The 18153-nt window shown below is 72.1% G+C and carries 21 protein-coding genes; 10 read left to right on the top strand and 11 right to left on the bottom strand.

What is annotated here, in order from left to right; all coding sequences use genetic code 11:
• Positions 1 to 31: 31 nt before the first annotated feature.
• From AB0I06_RS07310 to AB0I06_RS07300, 3 genes are all read right to left on the bottom strand, one after another.
• Positions 32 to 820: an electron transfer flavoprotein subunit beta/FixA family protein gene (locus AB0I06_RS07310; RefSeq protein ID WP_363117773.1), complete on the bottom strand. Its 789-nt coding sequence runs from the start codon at positions 818 to 820 to the stop codon at positions 32 to 34.
• A 219-nt stretch (positions 821 to 1039) separates the two neighbouring features.
• A complete protein-coding gene (locus tag AB0I06_RS07305; protein WP_363117772.1) occupies positions 1040 to 1531 on the bottom strand; it encodes a flavin reductase family protein in 492 nt (163 codons plus the stop codon).
• 82 nt (positions 1532 to 1613) lie between these two features.
• Positions 1614 to 2027, bottom strand: coding sequence for a thioredoxin family protein (locus AB0I06_RS07300; protein WP_363118036.1), 414 nt, complete (start codon positions 2025 to 2027; stop codon positions 1614 to 1616).
• 78 nt (positions 2028 to 2105) lie between these two features.
• Between AB0I06_RS07300 and AB0I06_RS07295 the strand changes: the two genes are divergently transcribed.
• Together AB0I06_RS07295 and AB0I06_RS07290 are read left to right on the top strand one after the other, a co-directional pair.
• Complete coding sequence (locus AB0I06_RS07295) at positions 2106 to 2522, top strand: DUF4395 domain-containing protein (protein WP_363117771.1); 417 nt, start codon at positions 2106 to 2108, stop codon at positions 2520 to 2522.
• 189 nt (positions 2523 to 2711) lie between these two features.
• On the top strand, positions 2712 to 3440 hold the full coding sequence (locus tag AB0I06_RS07290; protein WP_363117770.1) for a lysophospholipid acyltransferase family protein: 729 nt from the start codon (positions 2712 to 2714) through the stop codon (positions 3438 to 3440).
• 18 nt (positions 3441 to 3458) lie between these two features.
• Here the strand turns inward: AB0I06_RS07290 and AB0I06_RS07285 are convergent, their stop codons facing one another.
• The 5 genes from AB0I06_RS07285 to AB0I06_RS07265 form a co-directional block, all read right to left on the bottom strand.
• On the bottom strand, positions 3459 to 4160 hold the full coding sequence (locus tag AB0I06_RS07285; RefSeq protein ID WP_363117769.1) for a phenylalanine--tRNA ligase beta subunit-related protein: 702 nt from the start codon (positions 4158 to 4160) through the stop codon (positions 3459 to 3461).
• Between the two features lie 12 nt (positions 4161 to 4172).
• Positions 4173 to 4745 (bottom strand): transglutaminase family protein, encoded by a 573-nt coding sequence (locus AB0I06_RS07280; protein WP_363117768.1) that lies wholly within the window; start codon positions 4743 to 4745, stop codon positions 4173 to 4175.
• Positions 4746 to 4844: 99 nt separating this feature from the next.
• Complete coding sequence (locus tag AB0I06_RS07275; protein WP_363117767.1) at positions 4845 to 5915, bottom strand: low specificity L-threonine aldolase; 1071 nt, start codon at positions 5913 to 5915, stop codon at positions 4845 to 4847.
• Entirely contained in the window at positions 5912 to 6658 is a 747-nt protein-coding gene (locus AB0I06_RS07270) for an SDR family oxidoreductase (protein WP_363118035.1), read from the bottom strand. The genes AB0I06_RS07275 and AB0I06_RS07270 overlap by 4 nt, the downstream gene beginning before the upstream one ends.
• 41 nt (positions 6659 to 6699) lie before the next feature.
• Positions 6700 to 8097 (bottom strand): DUF6421 family protein, encoded by a 1398-nt coding sequence (locus AB0I06_RS07265; RefSeq protein ID WP_363117766.1) that lies wholly within the window; start codon positions 8095 to 8097, stop codon positions 6700 to 6702.
• Positions 8098 to 8347: 250 nt separating this feature from the next.
• Between AB0I06_RS07265 and AB0I06_RS07260 the strand changes: the two genes are divergently transcribed.
• Positions 8348 to 9031 (top strand): glycerophosphodiester phosphodiesterase family protein, encoded by a 684-nt coding sequence (locus tag AB0I06_RS07260; RefSeq protein ID WP_363117765.1) that lies wholly within the window; start codon positions 8348 to 8350, stop codon positions 9029 to 9031.
• Here the strand turns inward: AB0I06_RS07260 and AB0I06_RS07255 are convergent.
• Positions 9028 to 9567 (bottom strand): N-acetyltransferase, encoded by a 540-nt coding sequence (locus AB0I06_RS07255; protein ID WP_363117764.1) that lies wholly within the window; start codon positions 9565 to 9567, stop codon positions 9028 to 9030. The genes AB0I06_RS07260 and AB0I06_RS07255 overlap by 4 nt on opposite strands.
• Before the next feature lie 71 nt (positions 9568 to 9638).
• Here AB0I06_RS07255 and AB0I06_RS07250 point away from each other — a divergent pair, with 71 nt between their 5' ends.
• The 3 genes from AB0I06_RS07250 to AB0I06_RS07240 all read left to right on the top strand — a co-directional run bounded on the left by AB0I06_RS07250 (position 9639) and on the right by AB0I06_RS07240 (position 12146).
• Complete coding sequence (locus tag AB0I06_RS07250; protein WP_363117763.1) at positions 9639 to 10031, top strand: VOC family protein; 393 nt, start codon at positions 9639 to 9641, stop codon at positions 10029 to 10031.
• 217 nt (positions 10032 to 10248) lie between these two features.
• The gene (locus AB0I06_RS07245) at positions 10249 to 11010 is read left to right on the top strand and encodes a VOC family protein (protein WP_363117762.1); all 762 of its coding nucleotides are present in this window, start codon (positions 10249 to 10251) and stop codon (positions 11008 to 11010) included.
• Between the two features lie 83 nt (positions 11011 to 11093).
• Positions 11094 to 12146, top strand: a complete 1053-nt coding sequence (locus AB0I06_RS07240; protein WP_363117761.1) for an aldo/keto reductase — start codon at positions 11094 to 11096, stop codon at positions 12144 to 12146.
• 10 nt (positions 12147 to 12156) lie between these two features.
• On the opposite strand, the gene AB0I06_RS07235 is transcribed toward AB0I06_RS07240, so the two are convergent.
• On the bottom strand, positions 12157 to 12618 hold the full coding sequence (locus tag AB0I06_RS07235) for a MarR family transcriptional regulator (protein WP_363117760.1): 462 nt from the start codon (positions 12616 to 12618) through the stop codon (positions 12157 to 12159).
• A 575-nt stretch (positions 12619 to 13193) separates the two neighbouring features.
• Positions 13194 to 14861: an FUSC family protein gene (locus tag AB0I06_RS07230; protein ID WP_363117759.1), complete on the bottom strand. Its 1668-nt coding sequence runs from the start codon at positions 14859 to 14861 to the stop codon at positions 13194 to 13196.
• A gap of 147 nt (positions 14862 to 15008) precedes the next feature.
• Here AB0I06_RS07230 and AB0I06_RS07225 point away from each other — a divergent pair, with 147 nt between their 5' ends.
• The 4 genes from AB0I06_RS07225 to AB0I06_RS07210 all read left to right on the top strand — a co-directional run bounded on the left by AB0I06_RS07225 (position 15009) and on the right by AB0I06_RS07210 (position 18148).
• Complete coding sequence (locus AB0I06_RS07225; RefSeq protein ID WP_363117758.1) at positions 15009 to 15563, top strand: DUF5134 domain-containing protein; 555 nt, start codon at positions 15009 to 15011, stop codon at positions 15561 to 15563.
• A gap of 115 nt (positions 15564 to 15678) precedes the next feature.
• Complete coding sequence (locus AB0I06_RS07220) at positions 15679 to 16614, top strand: M56 family metallopeptidase (protein WP_363117757.1); 936 nt, start codon at positions 15679 to 15681, stop codon at positions 16612 to 16614.
• Positions 16615 to 16729: 115 nt separating this feature from the next.
• On the top strand, positions 16730 to 17398 hold the full coding sequence (locus AB0I06_RS07215; protein WP_363117756.1) for a phosphatase PAP2 family protein: 669 nt from the start codon (positions 16730 to 16732) through the stop codon (positions 17396 to 17398).
• A 60-nt stretch (positions 17399 to 17458) separates the two neighbouring features.
• On the top strand, positions 17459 to 18148 hold the full coding sequence (locus tag AB0I06_RS07210) for an HAD-IA family hydrolase (RefSeq protein ID WP_363117755.1): 690 nt from the start codon (positions 17459 to 17461) through the stop codon (positions 18146 to 18148).
• The last annotated feature ends 5 nt before the right edge of the window (positions 18149 to 18153 follow it).

Genomic DNA, 18153 nt, shown 5'->3' with positions numbered 1-18153 from the left:
GCGAAAGATGAGGGACGGTCGGCGGTCGGGCTCAGATGAACTTCTGGCCCGCGAGGAACTCAGCGAGCTGCTTGCCGCCCTCGCCCTCGTCCTTGACGATCGTGCCCGCGGTACGGGCCGGGCGCTCGGTCGCGCCGTCGACGACCGTGTAGGCACCCTCCAGGCCGACCTCTTCGGCCTCGATGTCCAGGTCGGACAGGTCCCAGGACTCCACCGGCTTCTTCTTGGCCGCCATGATGCCCTTGAAGGACGGGTAACGCGCCTCGCCCGACTGGTCGGTCACGGACACGACCGCCGGCAGGGAGGCCTCCAGGTTCTCGGACGCGGCGTCGCCGTCGCGGCGGCCCTTGACCGTGCCGCCCTCGACGGATACCTCGGAGAGCAGGGTGACCTGCGGGACGCCCAGGCGCTCGGCGAGCAGCGCGGGCACGACGCCCATGGTGCCGTCGGTGGAGGCCATGCCGGAGACGACCAGGTCGTAGCCGGCCTTCTCGATCGCCTTGGCCAGGATCAGGGAGGTGCCGATGGCGTCGGTGCCGTGGATGTCGTCGTCCTCGACGTGGATCGCCTTGTCCGCGCCCATGGACAGCGCCTTGCGCAGCGCGTCCTTGGCGTCCTCGGGGCCCACCGTCAGGACGGTGACCTCCACGTCGTCGTCGGAGTTCTCGGAGATCTGCAGCGCCTGCTCGACCGCGTACTCGTCGAGCTCGGAGAGCAGACCGTCCACGTCGTCCCGGTCGACGGTCAGGTCATCGGCGAAGTGCCGGTCGCCAGTGGCGTCGGGCACGTACTTCACAGTGACAACGATCCTCAAGCTCACGCCGGCTCTCCTACTGCATCGTCATTTCTCGGCTGCCTCTTGCAGGCAGCATAGGCGCCTCAAGCGGCCGATCCCGGTCGGGGCGACCCACGCTCCGAGCGAAATATTACTCGTCAGTACACCCAGTTCGTTCCCGCTAAGCAAGCGCTTTGAACTGTGACCTTCGCAACGCAGCGTAACCGGAACTCGACGGTCACGCAGCACGGGGGGAGGCCCGGTTCAGTCGCGCAGACGCTGGAAACGGCCCTGGTGGTAGAGGAGCGGACGGCCGGTGCCGGTGGGGTCGCCGTGCACGACCTCGGCGAGCACGATCCGGTGGTCCCCGGCGGGCACCCGCGCGACGACCCGGCCCACGAGCCAGGCGAGCACGCCGTCCAGGACGGGGACACCCTCGGGCCCCTCCCGCCAGACGGTCGGCGGGCCGAAGCGGTCGGCCCCGCTGCGGGCGAAGGTGGCGGCCAGCTCCTGCTGGTGCTCGCCGAGGATGTGGACACCGACGTGGTCCGCCTCGGCCATCACGGGCCAGCTGGAGGCGCCGGTGCCGACACCGAAGGACAGCAGGGGCGGCTCCGCCGAGACGGACGTCAAGGAGGTGGCGGTGAACCCCACCGGTCCCGCCTCCCCACGGGCGGTGATGACCGCGACCCCTGCCGCGTGCCGCCGGAAGACCGAGCGCAGGAGGTCGGGCGTGGCGAGGACGTCGGCAGGCATGGGGTCAGGCTGACGATAAATGGTGCGTGCAGTCAAGTGCGCTCCGTCATGTGGGAGATGACTCACCCAGGGCCTCACACCGTCACACCGCCTCACCCAGCGCGGCGATCACGTCGGCCTTGCGCGGCTGCCCGGTGGCCCGCCGCACCACCCGCCCGTCGGCGTCCAGGACCAGCACGGTCGGCGTCTTCAGGATGTCCAGCCGCCGCACGAGGTCGAGGTGGGCCTCGGCGTCGATCTCGACATGCCTCACGCCCGGTACCACCGCTGCGACCTCGCCGAGGACCCGCCGGGTCGCCCGGCAGGGCGCGCAGAACGCGCTGGAGAACTGCACGAGCGTGGCCCGCTCGCCGAGGTCCGCGCCCAGCTCCGCAGAACCGAGCCGCTTGCCGTCGTCGCGCCCGCGCACCCGTACTCTCCCGCTCCGCCGCCGTTGCAGCACTCCGTAGGCGCTCGCCGCCGCGAGCACCACCACGCACACCACCAGTCCGGTCATCACCTGCTTCAAGCGTTCACGAGACCGCAAAGATTCCCGCCCCCTCCACCGGGCCGTGCTGCGGAATGCTTGGTTCCCATGAACATCGATGCGAGGGGGCCGCGTTTCGGCGCGGCCGTCACGGCCGCCGTCCTGGCGGTCGTTCTGGTCACCGGGAGCGTCTGGCTGCTGGCCTGGCAGACGCTGGCATTCCTGCTGGGCGCGGCGGGCGGAGTGGGACGCTCCCCGTACGGCCTGCTGTTCGCCAGGGTGGTACGGCCGCGGCTCGGGCCGCCGACGCGGTTCGAGGCGCCCGAACCGCCGCGCTTCGCCCAGGCGGTGGGGCTGCTCTTCGCCGGGCTCGGGCTCGTCGGCTTCGCCCTGGGCCCCGGCTGGCTGGGGCTCGCGGCGACCGGCGCCGCACTCGCCGCGGCCTTCCTCAATGCGGCGTTCGGGTACTGCCTGGGCTGCGAGTTGTACCTGCTCGTACGGCGGGTGACGCCTCGCGCGGAGTAACGGGGGCGCAAAAGCACGAGGTGGGGACGGGCGGGGGGACGTGACGAGAATCTCGCCGCCTATGGGCACGAGGACTGGCTACCCGGCCGTTCTTGGGGCACGATCTGCGACAAGCCGTAAACCTACGGCTGCGTAACTTCTCCACTGGGAATCCCTTCCCAGGCAGAGCAGGAAGGGTCCGAACCGCCCATGGCAGAGCTCGTCTACCGTCCCGTCGTCGGTTTCGCCCGCACGCTGTTCAAGGTGTGGGACCTCAAGATCGACTGTCAGGGTTCGGAGAACATCCCGCGCTCGGGCGGCGCCGTGTTGGTGAGCAATCACATCAGCTACCTGGACTTCGTCTTCGACGGCCTGGCCGCGCTGCCGCAGAAGCGCCTCGTGCGTTTCATGGCGAAGGAGTCCGTCTTCCGGCACAAGATCTCCGGCCCGCTGATGCGCGGGATGAAGCACATCCCCGTGGACCGCAAGCAGGGCGAGGCGGCCTACGCGCACGCCCTGGACTCGCTGCGCTCGGGTGAGATCGTCGGGGTGTTCCCCGAGGCGACCATCTCCCAGTCGTTCACGCTGAAGAGCTTCAAGTCGGGCGCCGCACGCCTGGCCCAGGAAGCCGGCGTGCCGCTGATCCCGATGGCCGTGTGGGGCACGCAGCGACTGTGGACCAAGGGCCAGCCGCGCAACTTCAAGCGCAGCCACATCCCCATCACGATCCGCGTGGGCGAGGCGATCGAGGCCTCCCGCGACAAGTACGCGGGCGCCATCACGCGCCAGCTGCGCGAGCGCGTGCAGGAACTCCTCGAAGCCGCCCAGCGCGCCTACCCGGTGCGCCCCAAGGGCCCGGAGGACACCTGGTGGATGCCGGCCCACCTCGGGGGAACGGCTCCCACACCGGAGCAGGTGCGCGAGGCCGAGGCGCACTGACGCCCGGCCGGACGCGGCTCAGGCGGAGGGCTCCACAGCGCGTACGGTGATGTCCGCCCCCGGGCTGAACTTCTCCAGCAGCTCGGCGAGTTCGGCCCCGGCCGCAGTCACCTCCGCCACCGGCACCGGGGGCAGACTCTCCAGCAGGAAGATGCCCGACGTCGTCTCCTCGGTGAGCCGGGTGCGCGGGCCCTGCCGCCAGTTCCAGCGGCGGCAGGTCACGCCCGCGTCGTCGCGCCACACCACTTCGCCCGCGTCGGGGTGCTCGACGGTCTCCTCACCGCCGGCGACGGTCACGAAGTCCTCCTCCCCCGTGGCGCGGATCAGGCGCATGCCGCCCTCGATGCGGTCGAGGTCCTCACCGCCGACGGGGATCAGATGGGCGACGGAGACGGCGTTGTAGAGGTCGACCAGCAGGTTGATGCGGGGCAGCCCGGCGTCCGAGAGGGCCCGCCGGGCCAGCGCCTCCGCGGAGTTGCGGGTGCGGGACGGCTTCGAGCCGAATGCCGCGTAGGTCCGGCGCCATGCGGCCATGTGCGGGTCCTCGTGCGGGGCGCGGCCTTGAAGCCGTGCGGCGAGCCGGCGCGCCGCGTCGTCCAGCAGAGCCGAACCGGCGTCGCTGCTCGGCCCGTTGACCAGGCCGTGTGCCTCGATCGCGAGGTGCCTGAAACCGGGCGCGAGGGTGCGTACGTCGTCGGACACGGTCAGCGTGAGCGTCATGGTCGCCTTGCCTCAGAGTGCGGTGGGGAGCGTCTGCCAGAGGTGCGGCCGGTCACGCGCTGCCGTGAGGGCGTCCAGCACGACCGGATGCGGTGCAGCATACAAGACTAGGTAGTCCAGTTCATTGGACGCATGGTCGGGCGTGAAGGCGAGCCGCTCACCGTCGAGGGAGAATTGGGCGTCCACGCCGGGCCTGTTGCCCCGGGGGTCCTGCCGGTGCCAGGCGCCGTTGAACCGCACGGCGACCAGACCGTGCAGCACGTCGAACTTCTGGTAGCAGAGCGCGGTGGGGATGTCCTCGGCCCGCAGCAGGGCGGTCAGCGCGTGGGCCTTGGCGTAGCAGATGCCGGTGCGCTGTTCCAGGACGTCGGAGGCGCGCCAGGTGACGCGGAGATCACCCGAGTCCTGCGAGTGCGGGATGGTGTCGCGCACGAACTCGAAGGCCACTCGCGCATACTCATACGAGTCCTGCACCCCGGCGGCCAGCTTCGCCGCCGTCGCCCGCACCAGCGGATGATGATGGTCGATCGCCTCATCAGTGGCCAGATAGGCGGAGAGGTCGGGAGTTTCCTGGATCAGCTGCATGCAGGCAGAGCGTAGGGAGGGACCACACCACGGTCAATCCCTTTACGCTCTGCCGCATACTTATGCAATCGCCGATGTTGGATGGCCGAGGTGACGGCCCTAGCGGGCCATCTCCTCCTTCAGTGCCGCCAGGAACGCGTCCACGTCCTCTTCGGTGGTGTCGTAGGCGCACATCCAGCGGACGTCACCCGCGGCCTCGTCCCAGAAGTAGAAGCGGAACCGCTTCTGGAGCCGCTCGCTCACGTCGTGCGGAAGCCGGGCGAACACCGCGTTGGCCTGCACCGGGTAGAGGATCTCCACACCGTGCACGGCCCGCACGCCCTCGGCGAGGCGCTGGGCCATCTCGTTGGCGTGACCGGCGTTGCGCAGCCACAGATCCCGGGCGAGCAGGGCCTCCAGCTGCACCGACACGAAGCGCATCTTGGAGGCGAGCTGCATGGACAGCTTGCGCAGGTGCTTCATGTGGCGGACGGCGTCCTGGTTGAGCACCACGACCGCCTCGCCGAACAGGGCGCCGTTCTTCGTGCCGCCCAGGGAGAGGAGGTCGACCCCTGCGGCGTTGGTGAGCGTGCGCATCGGGACGTTCAGGAAGGCGGCGGCGTTGGCCAGCCGCGAGCCGTCCAGGTGCACCTTCATGCCGTGCGCGTGGGCGTGCTCGCACAGGGCCCGTATCTCGTCCGGCGTGTAGACCGTGCCCAGTTCGGTGGCCTGGGTGATCGAGACGACCTGGGGCATCGCACGGTGCTCGTCGTCCCAGCCGTAGGCCTGCCGGTCGATCAGCTCGGGGGTGAGCTTGCCGTCGGGTGTCGGGACGGTGAGCAGTTTCAGGCCGCCGACCCGCTCGGGCGCGCCGCACTCGTCGACGTTGATGTGCGCGCTCTCGGCGCAGATCACCGCGCCCCAGCGGTCGGTGACCGCCTGGAGCGCGACGACGTTCGCTCCGGTGCCGTTGAAGACCGGGAAGGCCTCGGCGGTGGGCCCGAAGTGGCTGCGGACCAGCTGCTGGAGGTTCTCGGTGTACGCGTCCTCGCCGTAGGCGACCTGATGCCCGCCGTTGGCCAGTGCCAGGGCGGCGAGGACCTCCGGATGGGCTCCGGCGTAGTTGTCGCTGGCGAATCCCCTGACCTCGGGGTCGTGATGACGGCGGGCGTCGGTCTTCGGCGGGTTCACGGCTTCTCGGTGAGCCACAGACGTTTTCCGTTCACTTCTGCGGCGGGCTTCTCCCAGACCTCGGTGATGGCCTCGGCCAGGTCCTTGACGTCGGTGAAGCCCGCGAACTTCGCGTTGGGCCGGTCGGCGCGCATGGCGTCGTGGACCAGCGCCTTCACCACCAGGATCGCAGCAGCCGACGTCGGCCCCTCGGGACCCCCGGCCTTGCGGAAGTAGTCCGCCATGGCCAGCGTCCACGCCTCGGCCGCCGCCTTGCCGGCCGCGTACGCGGCGTTGCCCGCGGTGGGCTTGGTGGCGCCGGAGGCACTGATCAGCACGTACCGGCCTCGGTCGCTGCGCTGGAGCCCCTCGTGGAACGCCAGCGAGGTGTGCTGCACGGTGCGCACCAGCAGCATCTCCAGGAAGTCCCAGTCGTCGAGGCTGGTCCGGGTGAAGGTCTCGCTGCCGCGCCAGCCGCCGACGAGGTGGACCAGGCCGTCGACGCGGCCGAAGTCCTTCTCGATGCGGGTGGCCCAGTCGCGGGTGGCCCCCAGGTCCAGCAGATCGACCGTGTCACCGGTGACGGTGGCGCCGCCGGACGCGAAGCTCGCCGCGTCCACCGCCTCCGCCAGCCGCTCCGGATCGTTGTCCGAGCCGATGACGGTGGCTCCCGCCTCGGCCAGCCTGAGCAGCGCGGCCCGTCCGGCGGGCCCGCCGGCTCCGGCCACCGCGATCACCGCACCGCTGAGCGCCCCGTTCCCCATGTTCTTCGCCTCCTGAGCAGTGTTCTCGGTACGCCGATCGCTCACGCGGCGATCCGCTCGGCGCTGTCCGCCGTGATGCCCTTGGTGGAGGCGATCACGTTCTTCAGCTTCTTGGACAGTGCCTCATAGAACATGCTCAGCGGAAACTCGTCCGGAAGCACGTCATCCACGAGCTTGCGCGGCGGCTGCGTCGTGTCCAGGGCGTCGGGGCCCTTGGCCCACTTCGAGCCCGGGTGCGGGGCGAGGTAGGTGGAGACGAGCTCGTAGCCGGCGAACCAGTGGACGAGCTTGGGGCGGTCGATGCCGTCGCGGTACAGGTTCTCGATCTCGGCGCAGAGCTGGTTGGTGACCTGCGGGGCGCGCTCCCAGTCGATGGTGAGCCGGTTGTCGGTCCAGCGGATGACGTCGTGCTTGTGCAGGTAGGCGAAGAGGAGCTGGCCGCCGAGGCCGTCGTAGTTGCGCACGCGTTCGCCGGTGACCGGGAAGCGGAACATGCGGTCGAAGAGGACCGCGACCTGCACGTCACGGGCCTGCGGGACGCCTTCCCCGGCCAGCTTCACGGCCTCCTTGAAGGCGGTGAGGTCGCAGCGCAGCTCCTCAAGGCCGTACATCCAGAACGGCTGGCGCTGCTTGATCATGAACGGGTCGAAGGGCAGGTCGCCGTGGCTGTGGGTGCGGTCGTGGACCATGTCCCACAGGACGAACGCCTCTTCGCAGCGCTTCTGGTCGTGGACCATCGCGGCCACGTCCTCGGGCAGCTCGAGGCCCAGGATGTCGACGGCGGCGTCGGTCACGCGGCGGAAGCGGGCGGCCTCGCGGTCGCAGAAGATGCCGCCCCAGGTGAACCGCTCCGGGGCCTCGCGCACGGCGATGGTCTCGGGGAACAGGACGGCCGAGTTGGTGTCGTAGCCGGCCGTGAAGTCCTCGAACGTGATGCCGCAGAACAGCGGGTTGTCGTAGCGGGTGCGCTCCAGCTCGGCCAGCCAGTCCGGCCAGACCATGCGCAGCACGACCGCCTCGAGATTGCGGTCCGGGTTGCCGTTCTGCGTGTACATGGGGAAGACGACGAGGTGCTGGAGGCCGTCCACGCGGTTCGCGGCGGGCTGGAAGGCCAGCAGCGAGTCGAGGAAGTCGGGCACCTGGAAGCCGCTGTCGGCCCATCGGGTCAGGTCCTTGACCAGGGCCTCGTGATAGGCGGCGTCGTGCGGCAGCAGCGGGGAGAGCTCCAGGACGGCGTCGGCGGCCCGGCGGACGGTGAGCTCGGCCTCGGCGGGGTCGGGTGCGCCCTCGGCGTCGAAGTCGATCGACCCGTCCTTGGACTGCCATGGCCGGATCCGCTCCACGGCATCCTTGAGCACGGGCCATGCCGGGTGCTCCACCACCCTGGCCACGGGAGGAAGACCTTCCTCCGAACCCACCTGCACAAGAATTTCCGTCATGTCCCACCTTCCACGGGAGAATCTCACGTATGCAGACCGTATACACACGAGGTTCCTCCCAGCAAGGGCGGACCCGGGAAATTATCCTGCCTGACCTAGTGCTTCACCGCACTTTTTCCTGTCCGCCACGCTTCTGCCCGGATGTGCCGCAACCATGCCCTCACTCTCTGCACAGGGCGGGTCCAGGCGATACGGTCAAGGGGGCCGTCAGGCCCCCCAGTGCCGCCTGTCGACGGAAGAGAGTCGCGTCTTGAACTTCCTCACCATCGGTCACCGCGGAGTCATGGGTGTGGAGCCCGAGAACACCCTCCGGTCCTTCGTCGCCGCCCAGGAGGCGGGCCTGGACGCCATCGAGCTCGATCTGCATCTGAGCAAGGACGGCGCGCTCGTCGTCATGCACGACACCGATGTGGACCGCACGACCGACGGCACCGGCCCGATCGCCGAGAAGACCCTCGCCGAGCTGCGGGCCCTGGACGCGGGCCGAGGCGAGCGGGTCCCCGTCTTCGAGGAGGTCCTGGACGCCGTCCACACGCCGCTCCAGGCCGAGATCAAGGACGCGCAGGCGGCCCGGGCCCTGGCCGAGGTGATGAACCGGCGCGATCTGGCCGGCCGGGTGGAGGTGTCCTCGTTCCACGACGAGGCGATCGCCGAGATCAAGCCCCTGGTGCCGGGCGTGCGCACGGCACTGATCGCCAGCCGCTACGGCACGGACGTCGTCGACCGCGCCGTGCAGTCCGGCGCCGAGACCGTCTGCCTGAACATCCGCCGGCTCACCCTGGAGATCGTGGAGCGGGCCCGCAAGGCCGACCTGAGGATCATCGGCTGGGTCGTGAACACACAGGACCAGCTGCGTCTGGTCCGGGCGTTCGGACTGGACGGCGCGACCACCGACCACCCCGACATCAAACGCACGGGCCGCTTCACGGCCTAGGCGAGCTCTTTGACCAGCAGCTCGAACTGCAGGTCCTCGCGCTGCGGAATGCCGAAGCGCTCGTCGCCGTACGGGAACGGGGTCATCCGTCCCGTGCGGCGGTAACCGCGCCGCTCGTACCAGGCGATGAGGTCCGCGCGCACGGAGATCACGGTCATGTGCATCTCCGTCACGCCCCAGATCTCACGGGCCTGCCGCTCCGCCTCCGCGATGATCACCTTGCCGAGTCCGGCGCCCTGGAGCCGGGGGCTGACGGCGAACATCCCGAAGTAGGCGTGCTGGCCCCGGTGCTCCAGCTGGCAGCAGGCGACGATCCTGCCGTCCCGCTCCACCGTCACGAGCCGGCTGTCGGGCGACGCGATGACCGCCAGCACCCCTTCGGGGTCGGTCCGCTGCCCTTCGAGGATGTCCGCCTCCGTGGTCCACCCGGCCCGGCTGTCGTCGCCCCGGTACGCCGACTCGATCAGCGCGACCAGCTCGTCCACATCGGCGTCGGTGGCGTCGCGGAAGGTCAGTGGCGTGGCGGCGGTCTCCATGGCGTACGTCTCCGTGTTTCGGGCGCGGCTCGGGCAGGGACGAGCGTAACCCCGCCACTAGGCTCCGCTGCATGGTGCATGTACTCAGCAGCAGGATCCTGCTCCGCCCGGCCGACCCCGAGCGGTCCCGTGCCTTCTACGGCGAGCAGCTGGGCCTCGCCGTGTACCGCGAGTTCGGGACCGGGCCCGAACGCGGCACGGTCTTCTTCCTCGGCGGTGGCTTCCTCGAGGTCTCGGGCCGCGCAAAGACGCCCCCTGAGCCCGCCGTACGCCTGTGGTTGCAGGTCGACGACGTGGCGGCGGCGCAGGAGGAGCTGCGGGCGAAGGGGGTGGAGATCGTCCGGCCGCCGGTGAGGGAGCCCTGGGGGCTGGTCGAGATGTGGATCGCGGACCCGGACGGGACGCCCATCGTGCTGGTGGAGGTGCCGGCCGACCACCCGATGCGCTACCGGCCGGGCATCTGAGACCCGCCCGGGCGGTGCTGCCGGCCCCGACTGTTCGGCGACGAGTGTCGCCCGCTCGGCCACCCACGCGGACCGACCGCGACCAGCTGACCGAACGGGCGAGGGTACGTCGGGCCCGCAGCGGCACACCAGTGGGTTTCCCCGGATGGCAGGGAGCCCCGGGGGCGGCATAGCGTGCTGGAGGGGGCCCGTCCCCGCCGCTCGTGGAAGGAACGCCATGAAGCTCGACGCACCGGTGCCCGGCGGCCCCTGCTGGACCGAGCTCGGGACCAGTGACCTGCACGCGGCCCAGCGGTTCTACACGCGGTTGTTCGGCTGGCGGCCCGAGACGGACGCGCGTCAGAAAGCCGGTGGTTACACCGTCGCGCATGTCGGGGACGCGGCCGTGGCCGCGCTCGCCCCGCTGTACCAGCCGTCGCAGCCGGTCGCGTGGAACGTGTCGTTCGCGGTGACCGACGCGGACGCCACCGCGCGGGCGGTGGCCGAGGCGGGCGGGACGATGCTGTTCGGCCCGGTGGACGTCTCCGAGGTGGGCCGTTTCGCGGTGGCCGCCGATCCGGGCGGTGCCGTGTTCCAGCTGTGGCAGGCGGGCACCTTCCCGGGCGCCGGACTGTTCAACGCGCCGGGTTCGCTGGGCTGGGTGGAGCTGATGACACGGGACCCGGACGGCGCGGTGTCCTTCTACACGCGGGTGTTCGGCTGGACGGTCGCCCCGTCGGACCGCTACACCCAGTGGGGCGTCGGCGGCGCGGACTTCGGCGGCATGGTCACGATGGACGACAAGTTCCCGCCCGAGGTGCCGGCGCACTGGCTGCCGTATTTCGCCGTGGCGGACGTGGACGACACGACCGCCGTGGCGCAGCGGCACGGCACGGTCCTGATGGTGCCCACCTCCGTCCCCGACGGTCCGCGCATCGCGGTGCTGCGGGATCCGCAGGGGGCGATGTTCGGTGTGTACCGGGCGGGCGACGAGACCTGAGACGACGGTGTGACCGGTCGGCTTGCGCTGGAGTGCGCTCCAGCTCCTAGCGTCTCGCGTACGACCTGCCTGAAGGGACGAGAGTGCGTTACACACTGTTCGGCAAGACCGGTCTGCGCGTGAGCGAACTGAGCCTCGGCACGATGACCATGGGCGACGACGGGGGCTGGGGCACCGGCAAGGAGGTCAGCGCCCGGATCGTCGAGGCCTACGCGGAGGCCGGGGGCAATTTCGTCGACACCGCCAACAACTACACCGGCGGCGGTTCGGAACGGCTCCTCGGGGAAGTGCTGGAGGGCCGGCGCGACACGTTCGTGCTGGCCAGCAAGTACACCTGCGGGATCCGCGACGGTGACGTCAACGCCGCGGGCAACCACCGCAAGAACCTGGTCCAGTCGGTGGAGGCGAGCCTGCGGCGGCTGCGGACCGACCGGCTGGACGTGCTGTGGGTGCACGCCCGGGACAACTTCACACCGGTCGAGGAGGTCATGCGCGCCCTGGACGACCTCGTCCGCACGGGCAAGGTGCTGTACGTGGGTGTCTCGGACTGGCCCGCCTGGGAGATCGCCCAGGCCAACACCCTGGCGGAGCTGCGGGGCTGGACCGCGTTCGCCGGTTCCCAGCTGCGCTACAACCTGCTGGAACGCACCCCGGAGCGCGAACTCCTGCCACAGGCCCGGGCCTTCGATCTCGCGGTCCTGGCGTGGGCCCCGCTGGCGGCCGGGAAGCTCACCGGCAAGTACCGCAGGGGTGAGGCGGGGCGGCTGGAGGGCACGGCCGGGGACGCCGACCCGCGTGAGGAGGCGGTGATCAGCGCGGTGCTGGAGATCGCCGAGCAGGGCGGCTGGAGTCCGGCCCAGGTCGCGCTGGCCTGGTTGCTGGCCAGGCCGGGCAACGTGGTGCCGATCATCGCCGCCACCAAGGAGAGCCAGCTCGCCGACAATCTGGCCTGCGTCGACGTCCGCCTCGACGCGGACGCCCTGGCCCGGCTCGACGAGGTGAGCGCGGTGCCGCTCGGCTTCCCGCACGACTTCGTCCGCGAGCCGGCCGTCACCCGGAACATCTACGGTGACCGCTGGGCGGCCCTCGACGACCGCCGCTCCACGCATCGCCGTACGGTGCACGAGGTGCTCTGAGCAGGACCTTTCAGGTCCGCAGTCCGCCGAGGCGGCCCTCCAGCTGGGTGAGCAACGTGCCGAGAAGTGCGGCGAGTTCACCCTGCTCGGGCCCGTCGAGGCCGGACAGCACGGCTGTCTCGTAGGCGAGCTGGACCGGCAGGAGGCCGTCGACCAGGTCGCGTCCGGCGTCGGTGAGGCGGAGGTGGACGACCCGGCGGTCACGGGTGTCGCCGCGCCGTTCGACCAGACCGCGCTCGCTCAGCTGCCTGAGGCGTTTGGTGACGGCGGCCCCCGAGGAGAAGGTCTCGCGTGCCAGTTCCCCGGGCGTCAGCTCGTGCCCGGTGCGGCGCAGCGCGCCCAGCAGATCGAACTCGGGCCTGCTGAGCCCCGCCCGGCGCAGGGGGGCGTCCTCGGCCTGCTGGAGGAGAGCGGCACAGCGGTTGATCCGGCCGATGACCTCCATCGGCCCGGTGTCGAGCCCGGGATGCACGACCCCCCACTGCCGGACGACAGCGGCGACGGTGTCCCCCCGGCGCCCGTCTCCCGGCCCGGCTCCGGCAGCCGGCCCGGCCCCGTCACCACGCCCCTGCGCCCCCTCGTCCGAGCCCTGCCCGTCCCCGACCGGCACACCACCGCCCGAACGGCCCCTGGCCGCCGCCTCCGAACCCTCACCCTGCGCCGGCGACTCGTCTACGCCTGGCCCGTCCCCGACCGGCACACCACCGCACGGTTCCGCTCCGGCTGCCGCCTCGGGCCCATCTCCACGTCCCTGCGCCCCGTGGGCCGGCCCTCGTCCGGTCGCCCGGGTCGCGTCGGCCGCCGACTCGGGGTCTCCTCGGTGTGTCCGCGTGCCCTCGCCCGAGCTCCCTCCGGTCCCCCGGGGCGTGCCGGTCAACGGCCGGGCGTCCGGTGCGGCTCCGGCCGTTCGGGCACCGTCCGCGCTATGCCCACCGGTCGTCGTCCCCGCGTCGGCCGCCCGTGCCGTCGCCGCCTGATCCGCCTCGCCCCCCGGCTGCGGGTTCCGCCCCGCGTCGCTCCCCGTGGGCGGTGGTCCTTGGGTCGGCGTCATGGCCGTGCGTCCTCCGTTTCGGTGGCCGGGTCCCGGTCCGGGAGCAGGCCCTGGCGTCGGGCCGTCGCGGCGAGCGTACGGTGTCCGGCCTGCTCGGCGAGCACGACCCGCTCCTGGGGCAGGGCCCGCTGCCACCATTCGCCCGCGGCGGCGTCGGCGGTGGCGCGCAGGTCGGCCAGGGCGACGGCGAGGCCGCGGCGCGCGGCTTGCAGGGCCGCGGTGCCGGGGTCCGGCCCGGCGAGGAGGCGTGCGGCGTGCTCGCGGGCCCGGTCGGCGGCGGCGAGCGCCCGTTCGACGCGATCGCCCGCGCGTCGGTTGGTGACGGCCACGGCCGCCGCGAACCCGACGAGCGCGCCGATGAGGGTGTCGGCGACCCGCTCCGTCATCAACGCCGCGGGCTGCTGGTATCCGCCGAACTCCGTGATGAGCAGGGCCATCGGCGTCACGCAGACGCTGCCGAGCCAGTAGTTCCGGCTGATCAGCGCCTCCGCGCCGAAGCTGAACGCCAGGCAGCACAGCACGAGCGCCGCCGGGCCCAGGTGCGCCAGGGGCACGACGGCCAGGAAGACGAGCACCCCGACGACGTTGCCGACGACGCGCTGGACGGCCCGGTTCCACGTCAGGGAGAGGTTCGCCTGGTAGAGCGAGGCGGCGGTGACCAGCGCCCAGTAGGGGCGGCCGATGCCGAGGGCGAGGGAGGCCCAGCCGGCCAGCGCGCAGCCGAGCGCGGTACGCACCGCGAGCGGGGTCAGCGGGCCCAGCCGCGCCCAGACGGACCGGGTGGCGTCCACCCCGAGCAGCTCATCGGCCGCCGCGTCCGGCAGCCCGGTCTCGGGAACGGGCCCCGTGCCGCGCAGTGAGCCCGCCCACGCGCGCAGTCGGCCCGCGTCGGCCTCGCTCGGCGCCGCGAGGGCGACCTCCGCGCGGACCACGAGCCGTTCGAGGGCCCGCCGGGTGCGGGACGGGGCGCCGGTGGACAGCAGCGACTGCCAGGCGGCCTGTGCAGCGGCGTAACCGGCGGCGCGGGTCCGGGCGTGTCCCTCGGTGCCGCCGGTGTCGGCGTACGCGGCGGCGGCCGTCAGGGCGGCTGCGGTGGCGCGGCGTTCGGGTCCGTGCGGCCGGACGAGCGCGGGCGCCATGCAGACCAGCCACGCCCAGGCACCCGCCGCGGCGGCCGGCGCCAGATGGCCGGGCACCTGGGCGAGGGTCTGGGGCGTGAACAGGGAGGCGGAGCTGACGAAGGTGAGGACGACATGGCCCGGCGGCCCGATGCGACTGGCGTCGCACAGGACCTTCTGCGCGGCGGCCAGCAGCGCGCCGACGGCGACCAAGACGACGGCGTGGTGGGTGAGCGAGGCCGCGACGAGGGCCACGCCGAGGCCGCCCAGCATGCCCAGCACCACCCGCATGAGGGCTCCGGCCCGGGCGGCGTAGGGACGGTTGTGGGTGTACAGCGCGCACAGGGACCCGGCCATCGCGTACATCACGAGGTGGAGACGGCCGAGCGCCATCAGGGTGAGCGCGGGCGGAGCGATCGCCGCGACCACGCTCAGCGCGGGTTTGAACCAGATCTCCGAGGGCCTGCCGAGGCGCAGCACGCCCGCCGTCGGAAGGCGCCGGACGGACGGGGAAGCGGGGGCGGGGGTGGTGGGCGCACTGCTCATGACGCCTACGTTAACAAGTGTTTTACTCGTAAAACACCTTGCTGACCTGTGTGCTCCGTCGCATGCTCCCCGTGTACATCCCTGCGCTCGCGTGCGCGCCGCAAGGCCCGGGCATCGAATGACCGACCGTCGAACGGGGAGGTACGCGTGCACGGACCGGCTTCGTCCGGCTGGCTGCTGGTGGCGCTCTGCGCGGCGACCGGCGCCTACTGCCTGGCGCGGATGCGCAACGGCGCCGAGGCGCAGCGCAGCGCCGCCGGCGGTGAGGCGCTGATGGGTTTCGGGATGGCTGTGATGGCCGTCCCGACGACGGTGTTCAGTCCGCCCTCGTGGGCCTGGCCCGCGTATGCCGCGGTGTTCGGGGCGGCGGGCGTGCACGCGCTGTGGGCGTCGCGGGCGGGCGCCCACCACCTCCACCATCTGGTCGGGGCGGCGGCGATGGTCTACATGTCCGTCGTCATGGCCGGCTCCCCCGGTCACACGCACACCCCAGGCGGATCGGGAGTCCCGCTTCTGACGGGTGCGCTGCTGCTCTACTTCGCCGGGTACGTCCTGCTGACGGGCGTCCGCCTGGTGCCGGTCGCCGCCGTCGCCGGTGGCGGGGGCGGGGGTCCCGCCGGGTGGGGTGACCGGCCGGAACTGGCACGGGCGTGCCGGTTGTCGATGGGGATCGCGATGGTGACGATGCTGCTCACGCTGTGAGCCGCAGCGGTCGGTACCCGGCCGGCGGTCGGCGCACCCGGGGGATCCGTTGCCTGCGTCACTTTGACGGCATGAGCCGTACCGCTGAGCGGGGCCGCGCTCATAAGCTGCCCTCATGATGCTCACCGCCGCGCTGTTGCTGCTCGGCGCCCTGACCGCCGTCGTCGCCCCCCGGCTGCTCGCCCGGGCGGACTGGCCGGACCGTGAGCCGGTGGTGGCGCTGTGGATGTGGCAGTGCGTGGTGGCGGCCGTCCTCGTGTGCTGCGCGCTGTCGATGACGCTCAGCGCGGCGGCGGCCTGGCACGCGGTCGGCGGGCACCTCTTCGCGACGGCCCCGCGCACGGTCGTCGAGGCCTACGCACTCGGTACGGCGGGTCCCTGGGCGGCGACCACCGCGGTCGCGCTGGCCGGCGGTGGGTTGTGGAGCGCGGCGCTGCTGGTCCGCGAGATCGGCCGGGCCCGTTCGCGGCGCCGTCGACGGCGTGCCGATCTGCTGGTCCGGGCTCCGCTGCTGCCGGGCGAGGTGGCCGTCTCCGGCCGGCTCGTCGTCCTGGAAAGCGAGCTGCCCGACGCCTGGTGGCAGCCCGGCACTCCCCCGCAACTGGTCGTCACCACGGCCGCGTTGCGCCGGCTGAAGGGACGGCAGCTCGACGCCGTCCTCGCCCACGAGCAGGGCCATGCCCGGGCGCGGCACGACTGGCTGCTGAACTGCTCCTCGGCCCTGGCGGGCGGCTTTCCCCAGGTGCCGGTGTTCGCCGCGTTCCGCGACGAGATGCACCGTCTGGTCGAACTCGCCGCCGACGACACGGCCTCGCGTCGCTTCGGGCGGCTGACCACGGCCCTGGCGCTGGTCGAACTCAACGAGCACCGCGGCGTCTTCGGCCCGTGCCCGGCACCGCAGGCCCATGTCCCGGCCCGGGTGCACCGGTTGCTCACTCCCCCGGACCGGCTGACCGCCGCCCGCCGCCTGCGGCTGACGGCGGCGGCCGCGCTCGTGCCCGTGGTGCCGGTCCTGCTGGCGTTCGTGCCGGGGCTGTGGGCGCTGGGGTGACCGGGGGTGCCGGCCGCCCTCCGGTGGACGTGGCATGGCTTGAGCGTGTCGCCCCGGTGACGGAAGATCGTGCCCGTACTGGATCCGGACCCCCCGGTTCGGCGAGGATCGCTGTATGCACACCTCGTCCGTGGACTCCCCGCCCCGTCCGCAGCACCGCAGCACCGCCGGTCTCGCCGGCGCCCTGGCGCTGGGCTCGGCCCTACTGCTGATCCTCGTCGCGGCCAGATGGAGCCCGTTGATCAGCGCGGACGGGGATATCGCCGCCACCGCCCACCGCTGGGCGGTGGACGAACCGGTCCTGACCCAGGTGTGCCGGATCCTCACGGACTGGGTGTGGGATCCATGGACGATGCGCCTGCTGTGCGCGGCCGTCGTCGTGTGGCTGGTGGTGCGGGTGGCGGCGCGCTGGACGGCGGTGTGGCTGGCGCTCGCCGTCGCGCTGGGCACCCTGCTGCAACAGGGCCTCAAGGCCGCGGTGGACCGCCCTCGGCCGGTCTGGCCCGACCCGGTCGACTCGGCCCACTACTCGGCGTTCCCGTCGGGCCACGCCATGACCGCCACGGTGGTGTGCGGGCTGCTGCTGTGGCTCCTGCACCGCCACGGCGTCGGCCGGGCCGTGTGGCGTGCGGCCCTGGCTCTTGCCGTCGTCTCCGTGGTCGGGGTCGGACTGACCCGGATCTGGCTCGGCGTCCACTGGCCGTCGGACGTGCTGGGCGGCTGGCTGCTGGGCACGACGGTGGTGGCCGCGGCGGTGTGGGCGCACCGGCGCTGGCAGCCCTGAACTCCCAGCCGCCTGACCGATCTTCCCTCGCGCCCCCGGAGGGCCTCGTAGGATCGCCGCATGACCGCCGTGCTCTTCGACTTCTCCGGGACCCTCTTCCGCGTCGAGTCCACCGACTCCTGGCTGCGTGGTGCCCTGGCCGGGTCCGATGTGCGGCTCACCGAAGCCGAGTTGACCGCCGCCGCGCTGGCGCTGGAGTCGGCCGGGGCGCTGCCCGGCGGCAGTGCGCCGGCGCGGGTCCCGCGGGAACTGGCCGACACCTGGCTGATCCGCGACCAGAGCGCCGATCTGCACCGGGCCGCCTACACCGGCCTGTCCCGGCAGGTCCGGCTGCCCGATCCGGCGCTGCACGACGCGCTGTACGACCGCCACATGACCCCGGCGGCGTGGGCCCCCTACCCGGACGCCGTCGAGGTGCTGCGCGGCTTGCGGGAGCGGGGCGTCCCCGTCGGGGTGGTCAGCAACATCGGCTGGGATCTGCGGCCGGTCTTCCGCGCACACGGCCTGGACCCCTACATCGACACGTATGTGCTGTCGTACGAGCACGGCATCCAGAAGCCGGACCCGCGGTTGTTCGCCGCGGCCTGCGAGGCGCTCGGCGCCGATCCGCGCAGGACCCTCATGGTCGGTGACGATCGCCGGGCGGACGGTGGCGCCTGCGCCCTGGGGTGCTCGGTGCACTTCGTGGACCACCTGCCGGCGGCCGCCCGGCCGGACGGACTGCTGCCGGTCCTGGATCTGGTGAGCTGAGCCGG

The organism is Streptomyces sp. NPDC050674 (assembly GCF_040654575.1).
In the GTDB taxonomy this organism is placed as follows: Bacteria; Actinomycetota; Actinomycetes; order Streptomycetales; family Streptomycetaceae; genus Streptomyces.
Note: the sequence above shows the minus strand (reverse complement) of the source record. Positions and strands in the feature narration are given on the sequence as shown.